Raw genomic sequence first — 12,731 nt, 5'->3', positions numbered from 1 at the left:
CATTTTGCGGCGAAAGCGCGATCTCGCTCACTGTTCAATAAAAATTACCTATGACCCGCTGGCGGTCATTTGGGTTTATTAGTTAGGTTGTCTATACAACTCTATACGTTCACATGAATTGATGCCATCAGGATGTCGCTATGTCGCTGCAAAAAAAGATTTGCTGTCTTACACCGGGGCACGTAACGCTCGCCACACTGCGTGAAATCTACCATGGAGTCGTGACTTTGAGCCTTGATTCTGGGGCCATTGATGCGGTCATTAAGTCCCAGCAAACCGTTGAGGCTATCGTCAATCATGGCGATGTGGTTTACGGCATTAATACGGGATTTGGCAAGCTGGCGCAAACCACCATTGCCAAAGAGCATCTGGCTGAATTGCAACGCAATCTGGTGCTTTCGCATAGCGTGGGTCTTGGGCAACCCTTGCCAGATGATGTGGTACGTCTGGTGATGGCCAGCAAAATTATTAGCCTTGCGCGTGGCCACTCTGGCGTGCGTATGGATGTTATCGATAGTTTATTGCGCCTGTTTAACGCGGGTGTGATGCCGGTTATCCCGGAAAAAGGCTCGGTTGGTGCATCGGGAGATTTGGCACCGCTGGCGCACCTTTCGCTGATGTTGTTGGGTGAAGGTAATGTGCGTATCAATGGCGAGGAGCTTCCAGCAATCGCCGGGTTGAAAATTGCCGGGGTCGAACCGCTGGTGCTTGGTCCAAAAGAGGGGCTGGCGTTACTTAACGGCACGCAAGTTTCTACCGCACTGGCGTTGCGTGGCCTGTTTGAAGGCGAAAAAGTGTTTGGTGCAGGCCTTGTCGCCGGGGCGTTATCACTGGAAGCAATTAAAGGCTCAGTGAAACCTTTCGATGCACGAATTCATGAAGCGCGTGGGCAGACCGGGCAAATCGACGTAGCGGCGGCCGTCAGAGCATTGCTTGCCGACAGTGAAATTGTTGACTCTCATCAGCATTGCGGGCGTGTGCAAGATCCGTATTCCATCCGTTGCGTACCGCAAGTCATGGGAGCATGCCTCGATAACCTGCGCCATGCAGCACGCGTATTGCAAATTGAAGCTAACGCCGCATCTGACAACCCACTGGTATTTAGCGAAACCGGAGAGGTGATTTCCGGTGGGAATTTCCATGCTGAACCTGTGGCATTCGCCGCCGATATTATTGCGCTGGCAGTTGCTGAAATTGGCGCAATTTCTGAACGTCGCCTGGCATTACTGCTGGATACCGGTCTTTCTGGCTTACCGCCATTCCTGGTGAAAGAGGGCGGAATTAACTCAGGCTTTATGATTGCGCAGGTGACAGCCGCAGCGCTGGCATCTGAAAACAAGTCATTGGCTCATCCGGGAAGTGTGGACAGCCTGCCTACTTCAGCAAACCAGGAAGACCACGTTTCAATGGCAACTTATGCCGCGCGCCGCCTTGGCGAGATGTGTTTCAACACCGCCGCCGTAGTGGGTATTGAAGCGATGGCTGCAGCCCAGGGGATCGAGTTTTCCCGCCCATTAAGCAGTTCGCCAATCATGGAGCAGGTCTTTAATGGCGTGCGAGAACGTGTTGCCTTCCTTGATAAAGACCGCTTACTGGCTCCGGATATCGAAAGCATGCGCCAGTGGGGCTGTAGTGGTGAATTACCTGCTGTTATTACACAACTTTTCCCTTCTACGTCGGCCTGATGCCGGGAGCCACTATAATGACTGAATCTGTGAAACAGGCGGTAGCCCGCACGGTACGCGCACCGCATGGTACGACATTGCACTGCGAAAACTGGCTGATTGAAGCGGCTTACCGCATGATCCAAAACAACCTCGATCCTGATGTCGCCGAGCGCCCGGAAGATCTGGTGGTGTATGGCGGGATCGGTAAAGCCGCTCGCAACTGGGATTGCTTTGAACAGATCCTTTCCTCGCTGCGTACACTCAAGGCCGATGAAACGTTGCTGGTGCAATCGGGCAAGCCAGTCGGTATTTTCCGCACTCACGCCGATGCTCCGCGCGTGCTGATTGCCAACTCTAACCTCGTACCGCATTGGGCAAACTGGGATCATTTCCATGAGCTCGATAAAGCTGGATTGATGATGTACGGCCAGATGACCGCGGGTTCGTGGATTTACATCGGCGCGCAAGGCATCGTGCAGGGCACCTTTGAAACCTTCGCCGAGGCTGGTCGTCAGCATTACGGTGGGGATTTGCGTGGCAAATGGATCCTGACTGCTGGGCTGGGCGGTATGGGTGGCGCACAGCCGCTGGCGGGCGTGCTGGCAGGCGCTTCGGTGTTAGCCATCGAGTGCCAGGAGTCGCGCATTGATTTCCGTCTGCGTACTCGTTATCTCGACTATAAAGCGACAACTCTTGATGAAGCGCTGGCAATGATCGAAAAAGCGAACGCGGAGAAAAAAGCGATCTCCGTCGGTCTGTTAGGCAACGCCGCCGATCTGCTACCAGAATTGGTTAGACGCGCGAAAGCGGGGGGCATTAAGCCTGATATTGTGACGGATCAGACTTCGGCCCATGATCCGATAAACGGTTATTTGCCGTTGGGCTGGACGCTGGAGCGTTGGCAGAGTGAGCGTGCCTCACAACCGAAAGCCGTGGAAAAAGCCGCGCGATCCTCTATGGCGGTGCACGTTCAGGCGATGCTCGATTTCTGGGAAATGGGTGTCCCGACGGTGGATTATGGTAATAACATCCGCCAGGTGGCGTTTGATGAAGGCGTGGAAAATGCCTTCGATTTCCCGGGCTTTGTTCCGGCCTATATTCGCCCGTTGTTCTGCGAAGGCAAAGGGCCGTTTCGCTGGGTAGCGCTTTCAGGTGACCCTGAAGATATTGCGAAAACTGACGCGAAACTCAAAGAGCTATTCCCGGATAACCAGAACCTGCACCGCTGGTTGGATATGGCGCAGGAGCGTATTGCTTTCCAGGGGCTGCCGGCGCGTATTTGCTGGTTAGGTCTTGGCGAGCGTCATCTTGCTGGGCTGGCGTTTAACGAAATGGTGCGTAACGGCGAGCTGAAAGCACCAATCGTAATTGGTCGTGACCATCTGGATTGTGGTTCTGTGGCTTCGCCAAACCGTGAAACGGAATCCATGAAGGATGGCTCTGATGCGGTTTCCGACTGGCCATTGCTCAACGCGCTGCTAAATACCGCAGGCGGGGCGACCTGGGTGAGTTTGCACCATGGAGGTGGCGTAGGAATGGGCTTCTCGCAACATGCTGGCGTGGTGATTGTAGCCGATGGTACGCCAGAAGCAGCCGTGCGCTTAGGTCGTGTGCTGTGGAATGACCCAGCAACCGGCGTGATGCGCCACGCCGATGCGGGTTATGAGAGTGCGATTGAGTGCGCGCATCGCCATGATTTAAAACTTCCGATGACTAAAACTCATACCGCAAAATAATTCGAGTTGCAGGTAGGTGGCAAGGTAGCAAATCCTCAGGAGCTTACATAAGTAAGTGACTGGGGTTTGTGAGTGCAGCCAACACCGCTGCGGCTCGAAGTATGAAGCGTTAGCTATAACGGCGGGTCGCTAACCAACATAACAATGACCCGCCTACCACCATCATCACACCCTGCCAGAACACCCAACCCGGATGTAAACCCAACCACAGGCTTGCGATTAACGCCGATAGCACTGGCGTAAAGTACGATGCGGTTGCCAGCAACGTCATGTTCCCGCGCTGAATGCCGTGATTCCAGGCCGTGTAGGCGACAGCTGTAGAAACACCCATGAACAGGAGTTGTATTGTCGAAGGCAGCGTAAAGTGAATTGGTGCTTCGCTAACGAAAGCAAATTTAACCCACAACACTACCGCAGTGGCACAAAAGAAAAGAGATACGCCATTTTTCCCACCACTCCAGCGGCGCGTAATATTGCAATACAGCGCCCAGATTAACGCAGCGGCAAAAGCCAGGCCGTATGCCAGCGGGTTATCCAGAATGTTGTGCCACATCTGAATCGGTGACCAGTCACCATCGCCTTTCATCACCTGAATGATGCCCGCCAGTGACAGCGCAAGACCAGGCCAGAGCCATAAATTACTGCGTTGCTGGTTGATAAACAGGGCAAGCAAGATGGTCAGGCTCGGCCATAAATAGTTAATCATTCCCAGCTCTAATGACTGGCTGCGGCTATGCGCAAGCCCGATAGCCAGTGCGAGGAAGATTTCATAAGTGACAAATAGCACGCCACCAATCCACAAGTAGCGGGGTGGGATTTCACGAACTTTCGGCAAACCACGCGCCAGGCACAGGCAAACTGCGCTGACGGTATAAATCAGTGCGGCACCGCCAACGGGGCCAAAATGTTCGCTGATACTGCGCAATAAACCAACTGAGGTGCTCCAGAGGAGAATGGCCACCAGGCCAAAAGCCGTGGCACGTTTTGCAGAGCTATCCATGTGTATCCAGAACGGAGTAATGTTGGATGACGCGGCGGCCATCCAACATTATTTTCAGAAACTACTGTTTCCAGAAATCATCAAATACGGTGATTGGTGGACGGCGTTTGTGTTCGGTTTTCAGATACCAGCCTTCGATGATTTTGCTGGTGGAATCGTCCAGGGTTTTGCCTTCCAGGTAGTCATCAATTTGCTCGTAGGTTACGCCCAGGGCAGCTTCATCAGGCAGAGAAGGGCGGTCATCTTCAAGATCAGCGGTTGGCGCTTTCTGGTATAAATGTTCCGGGCAGCCGAGTGTTTTAAGCAGCGCTTTCCCCTGGCGCTTGTTAAGACGGAAGATTGGGTTGATATCGGTGCCGCCATCGCCGTATTTGGTGAAGAATCCAGTCACCGCTTCAGCACCATGGTCAGTACCCACAACAACGCCTTTAGTCATGCCAGCGATACTGTATTGTGCTTTCATGCGCTCACGGGCTTTTTCATTGCCACGAATAAAATCGCTCAACTCAATACCTGCTTCACGCAGCGCTTGTTCGCTCGCCAGTACAGCACCTTTGATATTCACGGTTAGCACGCGGTCTGGCTCAATAAAGGTAATGGCATCCTGACAGTCTTGTTCATCGGCCTGCACGCCAAACGGCAAGCGTACGGCGATAAACTGGTAAGTTTCGTCACCGGTTTCATCACGCAGTTCATTGATGGCGAGCTGACAGAGTTTACCGGTAAGGGTTGAATCCTGGCCGCCGCTAATACCCAGCACCAGCGACTTAATAAATGAATATCTTTTCAGATACGACTTTAGGAAATCAACGCTGACACGAATTTCGTGTTCTGGGTCGATCTGTGGTTTCACTCCTAGTGCCTGAATAATCTCTTGTTGCAGAGCCATTTAACCCTCCGGTGCAATTTACCTGCGTATGCAGGTAGCAAAAGTCAGATTTGTTAAAACTACCCGTTTGTGGTTAAAACGACAAGACTCATGGGAGAGAGGTTGTGCCGTTTGGTGTGATTTAGAGCTATCTGGTACGTTTTGGAGCTAACCTGGTGTTTTGTTTAATAATCCTAAAATTTACTCATTTGGTCTGCTTAGTTGAAAAATGCGCTTTTATATTCCAGGCTTATCTAACACGCATGAGCAATACCCTGAAAAACGAGGATAAAATATGAACAAGACTTTTGCAGGAATTTTAAGTGCAGCAGCGGTTATGACAATGCTTGCCGGTTGTACGGCCTACGATCGTACCAAAGATCAGGTAGCAACACCGGTTGTAAAAGATGTGAAAAAAGGCATGAGCCGTGAGCAAGTTCAACAGGTTGCAGGCAAACCGTCTTCAGAAGTGACCATGATTCACGCACGTGGTACTTGCCAGACTTACATTCTTGGCCAGCGTGATGGTAAAACAGAAACTTATTTCGTAGCGCTTGATGAAACCGGGCATGTGATGAATTCGGGTTATCAGACCTGTGCTGAGTACGATACTGACCCGCAGGTTAAAAAATAATTTCCCGTCATACTTCGAGTTGCAGATGAGTTGACTTTACCCATTAGCCTTTTTGCAACGCGAATTATTTAGGGAAATATTTTGAATAGAAAGCCGTCACTGATGTGACGGCTTTTTTGTGGGTTAAGCAGGAATATGGCTAATTTTATTACTGCGCGACCAAACGCGGTGCGCAGCTAAGAGTTTCAGGAAATCATCGGTAAATGCAGTAGTGACAGTGTCACCTTCTACCACCCCTTCCTCACCCTGGTTATTATCGATTCCTAGCTGAGTTTTGAACTGGCGGGCATCACCTGCAAGGCCAATGACCTTTAAGTGTTTATAAGCTTCCAGTAAATAATAAGCTGCGTCACCGTTATTGAGAATTGAAGTGAGATCGCCGCCCGGAACAATTACCGCATCCACTGTGACCGATGGCGAACCGGTAAACGTAGCGGCCACCGGGAGCAGGGAGCCGTCATCAGCGCTTGTTTCACCCATGCGGGAAAACAGTAATTTAGTGTGCACGCCCTGAGCTTTCAGCTCCTTCATCGCTACCAGGACATCCGCAGCATTGGCTTTTTCACTCAGCAAAATAGCCACCACACGGCCTTTCACTGAACCGCTTGGCACGGCATACAGACTTAGGCTTGGATCTTTCTTAAGGCCGTTCACATCTTTTGGCGGTGCAACATGCATCTGTTCATCAGACAGTTCAACTCCGAGATTTTCTGCGACCGGATGGGCAAGGGAAATATCAATATGTGTCAGATGATCCAGTACACGTTCGCGGATATACGGCCTCGCGACTTTAGATAATTCGAAACTAAAGGCACTGATGATGTGCTGCTGTTCCACCGGAGTCTGGCTTTGCCAGAATAGGCGCGGTTGTGAATAATATTCGCCAAACGATGGGCTGCGCTCACGGACTTTATGGCCCTCAATACGCTCCTGGTAACTTTCGAAACCGCCACGTTTTGGCCCCGGAGGCGTTTCACGCGGCCAGTTGTCGTTGATGGAGTTGGGTTCGTAGTTGGCTGGATTGTTGTCGATATCCATGCGATGCATGCCGTCACGCTGGAAGTTGTGATAAGGGCAGGTCGGACGGTTTATCGGAATTTCATGGAAGTTCGGCCCACCGAGACGGCTGATTTGTGTATCGGTGTAAGAGAACAAACGGCCTTGCAACAGCGGGTCGTTACTAAAATCTAATCCTGGAACGATATGGCCCGGATGGAATGCCACTTGTTCATTTTCGGCAAAGAAATTATCCGGGTTACGGTTGAGCGTCATTTTGCCCACCAGATGAACCGGCACCAGCTCTTCGGGGATCAGTTTGGTTGGGTCGAGCAGGTCAAAGTCATATTTAAATTCATCTTCTTCCGGAATTAATTGCAAGCCCAGTTCATATTCCGGGAAGTCACCCGCTTCAATCGATTCCCAAAGGTCGCGACGGTGGAAATCAGGGTCACGTCCGGTCAGTTTTTGCGACTCATCCCACAGCAGAGAAGCTTTACCCGCGGTCGGTTTCCAGTGGAAGCGCACGAAAGTAGCTTTACCTTCTGCGTTAATCATGCGGAAAGTGTGAATCCCGAAACCTTCCATGGTGCGGTAGCTGCGCGGCAGGCCACGGTCAGACATCGCCCAGATGACGTTGTGTAGCGTTTCAGGTTGCAGCGAGACATAGTCCCAGAAGGTGTCGTGCGCGCTGCCACCTTGCGGGATAGCCCAATGTGGCTCAGGTTTCACTGCATGGACAAAGTCCGGGAATTTATGCGCATCCTGAATGAAAAAAACAGGAGTGTTGTTACCGACTAAATCGAAAATGCCTTCTTCAGTGTAGAACTTAGTGGCAAATCCGCGGATATCGCGCACTGTATCGGCCGATCCTGCGCCACCTTGCACCGTTGAAAAGCGCACAAACACCGGAGTGATTTTGTCGGGGTCAGAAAGAAAATCTGCTTTGGTCACTTCCGCCATATTTTTGTAGGGCTGGAAATAACCGTGTGCCGCTGATCCGCGGGCATGAACGATACGCTCGGGAATCCGCTCATGGTCAAAGTGAGTGATTTTTTCCCGCAGGATAAAATCTTCCAGAAGCGTAGGCCCACGCGTACCAGCACGCAGCGAGTTCTGGTCATCGGCAATGCGCACGCCCTGATTGGTGGTCAGAGGGAAGTTTTCACCGTTTTTGCGATGCTTATCGAGCAATTTCAATTTTTCGTTGGAGGTGTCCGGGCTTTTATAACTCCCTGCCGCAGTGGGTTGCGCTCCCGGAGGGCTGGGTTCAGTTGAAGGGCGATGAGAGCCATCTTCGGGTGCCAGCGAATCCATACCAGGCTTCGATTCATTGGCGTCATGTATAGGCGCACTGTGATTCAGAGGGTGCTTATCGTTAGTCGACATTGAACTCATCTCCTGTTTTAGTCCTGCTTTAATTGGGCTTCGTATGGCCCAAAACAGCTTTAACTATAGGACAAGGTCATCTCGACGCGAGACTTATGGGACAGTTCTCCGTTATCATAGCGAAGTTGTTCATCAATTTAGTTTTGATTCCATTGCCTATGAAACCTTTACGCCAACCGAATACTCGTCCCGTTCTTACGTACCAACCGCGTGTTGAACCCTCACCACCTTCTCATGCTTTTCGAGTGGATGGGTTTAAGGATGTGTGGCTGCTAAGCAATCGCTACGTGGCTTTTGTGCTGGTAGGAAATGCGTTCCGCCAGTCACCGCCCTTTACCTTACCGGAATCGGCACAACGCTGGGCAATACAGGTCAGACATGAAAATGAGATTTACTGAGAGAAGAACGAGCTCAGAGCTGTTTTAAGATACGTGAGTTTAAAGGCCTGCCGGGTGCAGGCCCTGAACTCTGATTGACTTACCCACCGTTACTGAGCCGCTCAAACTCTTCACAACCGGTATCAAAGCCTTCCATGCAGCTCAAATTTAACCACTGCAATGCACGCTGTTTATTGACGCCGATAAAACCTTTTTCGCCGTTTAAAAATAACATTCCAGCCCAGTACTCGGCGTATCCGGTGCGGGAGAGTGTAGAGCTGCGTTTAAACCAGAAAGTGGCTTTTTCGTCATCTTGCGCTGTCCCTACACCGTTGGCGTAGATTAACCCCAGGAACATTTGCGCATCGACTGCTGAGTCACTTTCTATATCCAGCGAGGCGCTTTCAAGCAGTTCAATGGCCCTGGTGTAATCGGGTTTACCCGCTTGGGTATTAACGAAAATGCGTGCCAGAGTCACTTTTCCAGACTGGCTGCCTCGTTGTACGGCCTGCTCTGCTAACGATTTAGCCTGTGGGTAATCAGCGGTAGCAGGATCAAGTATTTTGAGTTGAGCCAATAACGCCATGGCGTCGGCATCACCCTGAGCGGCTGATTTTGCAGCCCAGCTTTCTGCCTGCTGATATTCGCCGGCACTAACCAGGGTATCGGCAAGATAGAATTGTGCGCGGCTGTCACCTTCCTGCGCATGTTTCAGGTAAGGGCTATCGATATTTTCTGCCCAGGCGCCAGAGACAAAGAAGAAAAGTAGAATGCAGAGTCGTTTCATTGAGGGAAGAGGTCCGTAGAAGGCGAAAGTATTTTGGCACCCTGAGAGGGGCTCTAAGTTATAAATAAAAAAAACGGTTCCCTGTTACAGGAACCGTTTATTGTCGCAGATTATAAGGTGGTTTTGCTACTGATTAGCGATGCGCCAATTCCGCTTCTTCATCGCTATTGAGTAATTCTTTATCCGTCTGCTTCATTAACTGACTGGTGATAGTACCAGCAGTCATTGAACCGCTAACGTTCAGAGCAGTACGACCCATATCAATAAGTGGCTCAACAGAAATCAGCAATGCTACCAGTGTGACCGGCAAGCCCATGGCTGGCAGAACAATCAGGGCTGCGAAGGTTGCACCGCCACCGACGCCCGCAACACCTGCGGAGCTTACGGTTACGATACCAACCAGAGTTGCAATCCAAATAGGGTCCAGCGGGTTAATCCCGACGGTTGGAGCGACCATCACCGCCAGCATGGCAGGATACAAACCAGCACAACCGTTCTGGCCAATGGTGGCACCAAAGGACGCAGCAAAGCTTGCGATGGACTCAGGAACACCCAGACGGCGAGTTTGCGCTTCAACGTTCAATGGAATGCTGGCGGCGCTTGAACGACTGGTGAAGGCAAAAGTCAGTACAGGCCAGACCTTACGGAAGTATTTCAGCGGGCTCACGCCGTTTACGGCCAGCAATACTGCGTGCACGCCGAACATAATTGCCAGACCGAGATAAGACGCAACCACGAAACTACCAAGTTTGATGATGTCTTGCAGGTTTGAACCGGCAACAACTTTGGTCATCAGCGCAAGTACACCATATGGCGTCAATTGCATGACCAGGCGCACCAGCTTCATTACCCAGCTTTGCAGCGTGTCGATAGCCACCAGAACACGTTCACCTTTCGGCGCATCGTCTTTGAGTAATTTCAGTGCGGCGACACCCAGGAATGCGGCGAAAATCACTACGCTAATGATTGAGGTTGGATTCGCTCCAGTCAGGTCAGCAAACGGGTTTTTCGGCACGAATGACAGAATCAGTTGCGGCACGTTCAGGTCAGCCACTTTGCCCACGTAGGTGGTTTCAATAGTGCTTAGACGAGCGGTTTCAGCTGTACCTTGTACTAAACCTTCAGCCGTCAGACCGAACAGGTTGGTCACCAACACGCCGACAAGTGCCGAGATCAAAGTGGTAAACAGCAAGGTTCCGATAGTCAGGAAGCTGATTTTCCCCAGTGAAGAGGCATTATGCAAACGAGCTACCGCACTAAGAATTGAGGCGAACACTAATGGCATGACGATCATTTGCAACAGTTGTACATAACCGTTACCAACGATGTTAAACCACTGGATAGATTGTTTAAGTACCGGGCTGTCTTCGCCATAAATGGTGTGCAGCGCAAGGCCAAACACTACGCCCATTGCTAAACCAAGTAGTACTTTCTTTGCCAGACTCCACTGTTTGTGGCGAGTTTGCGCCAGCAACAGCAGCAGAATAACGAACACGATAACGTTCGCTATAAGTGGAAAATTCATCCCCGTATCTCCTGAGTGTTTTTTAAATAGATGGACTGATTGCCATCTTTATTCTGTAAATCGTACCAGAAGCTTAGAATGACACTTATATTCAAAAGGAATTGATTATTACATTTTGATTAGTTTCGTCTAATTATTGTGCTGAATGGTGATTTAAAAGGCTGTTGAAGGTCATTTGCATTGAAATTATCACCTGTGATGACCAACGTACCGCACTGTTATCGGGCAAACTTTGCGGCATCCACACAGCCAGACCAAACAGCGCCATACACAAAACGCGTTCAAGTTGGTTGCCTTTTTGCGGTCTGACAATCGGAAAGCGAAATCGCAGACGGCATGGCCACAGCAGTGGAACTCCAGCAGGCGTAAGCATATCTGCCAGAATATGGCTCAAATAACCCAACACCATGCCTTGTAGCGCATCGGCGGGAATAACCCAGGTTTCAGGGACTTTAAGATAGAACAGTGCAAGGCTTGCAAACACCGCAAACAAACTGTGTGTAAAGCCCCTATGACCGCAGGCACGGGCGATAGGTTTGGAAATCCACGGCAGGCGCTGGCCCAGAAACGACTTTGGATGGTCGATATCTGGTAATAAGCAGGTCAGAATGGCTGACGGCACAATATGCCACCAGTCTCCTTGAGCAAGCACAGGCGTGAGTTCGGCGTTTTTTGCGAAAACTGCGCAGGCAATTGAAAAAAGAAGATGGCCTTCCGCCGTCATGATACTACCTGGATGAAAACTGTCGATTCATACAGTATAGGGATTTTATACAGTAGACGGAAGAGGTGACGGCGTAACATTTTGCTACCGCCGGTTACCCGGCGATAGCGGATTTACCGGGCTAGCCAGCCACCGTCGACTGCAATGGTATATCCGTTGACGTAATCGGACGCGCTTGACGCGAGAAAAACTATTGGGCCTTGTAGATCCGCAGGTACACCCCATCGGCCCGCTGGAATACGGCCGAGTATTTCCTGGCTGCGCACTTCGTCCTCACGCAGTTGTTGAGTATTGTTAGTAGCCATATATCCCGGTGCAATGGCATTCACATTAATATTGTGTTGTGCCCATTCGTTTGCCAGCAGTCGCGTGACACCGAGCACCGCGCTTTTTGATGCCGTATAAGAGGGAACCCGTATACCGCCCTGGAATGACAACATTGAGGCGATATTAATAATTTTCCCGCCACCACCTTGCCTGATGAATTGTTTTGCTACCGCCTGAGAGAGAAAGAACACTGATTTAATATTCAGGTTCATCACGTCGTCCCAGTTTTTCTCGCTAAACTCAAGGGCGTCTTCGCGGCGAATGGTGCCCGCGTTATTGACCAGAATGTCTATTTTTCCCATTCCCGCCACAGCTTGTTCGATGATGCCCGGAATGACCTCGTGCTGACTTAAATCTGCCTGGATGGCGAGAAAACGTCGCCCCAGCGCTTCCACTTTTTGCGCGGTTTCGTGCGGAATTTTGCGGTTCACACTAACGATGTCACAACCAGCCTCAGCAAGGCCGATCGCCATTCCCTGACCCAATCCAGTGTCACAACCTGTGACGATAGCGACTTTACCCTGCAGATTAAAAGCATCGAGAATCATAGTTACCCCGGTATCCGGAAAAGCGCATATGCGCGTGTAAATCAAGAATAGATACGGGATGGGGGAAATTCAAATTAATATGAAATAGTGTTTCAATAATTTTGACGGAGGTATGATTTCGAGAAAGATGCGGGGAGTCCCGCACCTTATAAA

At 50.7% G+C, this 12,731-nt stretch carries 11 protein-coding genes; 4 read left to right on the top strand and 7 right to left on the bottom strand.

The genetic code is table 11. The features are described 5' to 3' along the window. The first annotated feature begins 140 nt into the window (after positions 1–140). Complete coding sequence (gene hutH, locus AC0IXI_RS14370; RefSeq protein WP_422568797.1) at positions 141–1,685, top strand: histidine ammonia-lyase; 1,545 nt, start codon at positions 141–143, stop codon at positions 1,683–1,685. A 17-nt stretch (positions 1,686–1,702) separates the two neighbouring features. Next, positions 1,703–3,403, top strand: a complete 1,701-nt coding sequence (gene hutU, locus AC0IXI_RS14365) for a urocanate hydratase (RefSeq protein WP_471682650.1) — start codon at positions 1,703–1,705, stop codon at positions 3,401–3,403. A gap of 109 nt (positions 3,404–3,512) precedes the next feature. On the opposite strand, the gene yddG is transcribed toward hutU, so the two are convergent. Next, complete coding sequence (yddG, locus tag AC0IXI_RS14360; RefSeq protein ID WP_471682649.1) at positions 3,513–4,403, bottom strand: aromatic amino acid DMT transporter YddG; 891 nt, start codon at positions 4,401–4,403, stop codon at positions 3,513–3,515. Positions 4,404–4,464: 61 nt separating this feature from the next. Further along, positions 4,465–5,292 carry an ammonia-dependent NAD(+) synthetase gene (gene nadE, locus AC0IXI_RS14355; RefSeq protein WP_413498476.1) on the bottom strand — a complete coding sequence of 276 codons (828 nt, stop codon included), beginning with the start codon at positions 5,290–5,292 and terminating at the stop codon, positions 4,465–4,467. 274 nt (positions 5,293–5,566) lie between these two features. Between nadE and osmE the strand changes: the two genes are divergently transcribed. Then, positions 5,567–5,905 (top strand): osmotically-inducible lipoprotein OsmE, encoded by a 339-nt coding sequence (gene osmE / locus AC0IXI_RS14350; protein WP_064518222.1) that lies wholly within the window; start codon positions 5,567–5,569, stop codon positions 5,903–5,905. 123 nt (positions 5,906–6,028) lie between these two features. Here the strand turns inward: osmE and katE are convergent, their stop codons facing one another. Continuing rightward, positions 6,029–8,290 carry a catalase HPII gene (gene katE, locus AC0IXI_RS14345; protein ID WP_471682648.1) on the bottom strand — a complete coding sequence of 754 codons (2,262 nt, stop codon included), beginning with the start codon at positions 8,288–8,290 and terminating at the stop codon, positions 6,029–6,031. 95 nt (positions 8,291–8,385) lie between these two features. Here katE and cedA point away from each other — a divergent pair, with 95 nt between their 5' ends. Beyond that, positions 8,386–8,688 (top strand): cell division activator CedA, encoded by a 303-nt coding sequence (cedA, locus tag AC0IXI_RS14340; RefSeq protein WP_422568792.1) that lies wholly within the window; start codon positions 8,386–8,388, stop codon positions 8,686–8,688. Positions 8,689–8,767: 79 nt separating this feature from the next. On the opposite strand, the gene AC0IXI_RS14335 is transcribed toward cedA, so the two are convergent. The 4 genes from AC0IXI_RS14335 to kduD all read right to left on the bottom strand — a co-directional run bounded on the left by AC0IXI_RS14335 (position 8,768) and on the right by kduD (position 12,578). Then, entirely contained in the window at positions 8,768–9,454 is a 687-nt protein-coding gene (locus AC0IXI_RS14335) for a tetratricopeptide repeat protein (RefSeq protein WP_471682647.1), read from the bottom strand. A 133-nt stretch (positions 9,455–9,587) separates the two neighbouring features. Next, positions 9,588–10,979, bottom strand: a complete 1,392-nt coding sequence (locus tag AC0IXI_RS14330; protein ID WP_134183139.1) for an L-cystine transporter — start codon at positions 10,977–10,979, stop codon at positions 9,588–9,590. A 133-nt stretch (positions 10,980–11,112) separates the two neighbouring features. Then, entirely contained in the window at positions 11,113–11,703 is a 591-nt protein-coding gene (locus AC0IXI_RS14325) for a metal-dependent hydrolase (protein ID WP_064518229.1), read from the bottom strand. 113 nt (positions 11,704–11,816) lie between these two features. Further along, the gene (kduD, locus tag AC0IXI_RS14320; RefSeq protein ID WP_422568791.1) at positions 11,817–12,578 is read right to left on the bottom strand and encodes a 2-dehydro-3-deoxy-D-gluconate 5-dehydrogenase KduD; all 762 of its coding nucleotides are present in this window, start codon (positions 12,576–12,578) and stop codon (positions 11,817–11,819) included. Positions 12,579–12,731 lie beyond the last annotated feature (153 nt).

The sequence above is a fragment of the Buttiauxella sp. AC038 genome (assembly GCF_979253565.1).
Note: the sequence above shows the minus strand (reverse complement) of the source record. Positions and strands in the feature narration are given on the sequence as shown.

What these genes read in the sequence shown, in the direction of transcription:
- hutH (WP_422568797.1), top strand. Translation starts at nt 141, where the DNA reads ATGTCGCTGCAAAAAAAGATTTGCTGTCTTACACCGGGGCACGTAACG.
- hutU (WP_471682650.1), top strand. Translation starts at nt 1,703, where the DNA reads ATGACTGAATCTGTGAAACAGGCGGTAGCCCGCACGGTACGCGCACCG.
- yddG (WP_471682649.1), bottom strand. Translation starts at nt 4,403, where the DNA reads ATGGATAGCTCTGCAAAACGTGCCACGGCTTTTGGCCTGGTGGCCATT.
- nadE (WP_413498476.1), bottom strand. Translation starts at nt 5,292, where the DNA reads ATGGCTCTGCAACAAGAGATTATTCAGGCACTAGGAGTGAAACCACAG.
- osmE (WP_064518222.1), top strand. Translation starts at nt 5,567, where the DNA reads ATGAACAAGACTTTTGCAGGAATTTTAAGTGCAGCAGCGGTTATGACA.
- katE (WP_471682648.1), bottom strand. Translation starts at nt 8,290, where the DNA reads ATGTCGACTAACGATAAGCACCCTCTGAATCACAGTGCGCCTATACAT.
- cedA (WP_422568792.1), top strand. Translation starts at nt 8,386, where the DNA reads ATGGGACAGTTCTCCGTTATCATAGCGAAGTTGTTCATCAATTTAGTT.
- AC0IXI_RS14335 (WP_471682647.1), bottom strand. Translation starts at nt 9,454, where the DNA reads ATGAAACGACTCTGCATTCTACTTTTCTTCTTTGTCTCTGGCGCCTGG.
- AC0IXI_RS14330 (WP_134183139.1), bottom strand. Translation starts at nt 10,979, where the DNA reads ATGAATTTTCCACTTATAGCGAACGTTATCGTGTTCGTTATTCTGCTG.
- AC0IXI_RS14325 (WP_064518229.1), bottom strand. Translation starts at nt 11,703, where the DNA reads ATGACGGCGGAAGGCCATCTTCTTTTTTCAATTGCCTGCGCAGTTTTC.
- kduD (WP_422568791.1), bottom strand. Translation starts at nt 12,578, where the DNA reads ATGATTCTCGATGCTTTTAATCTGCAGGGTAAAGTCGCTATCGTCACA.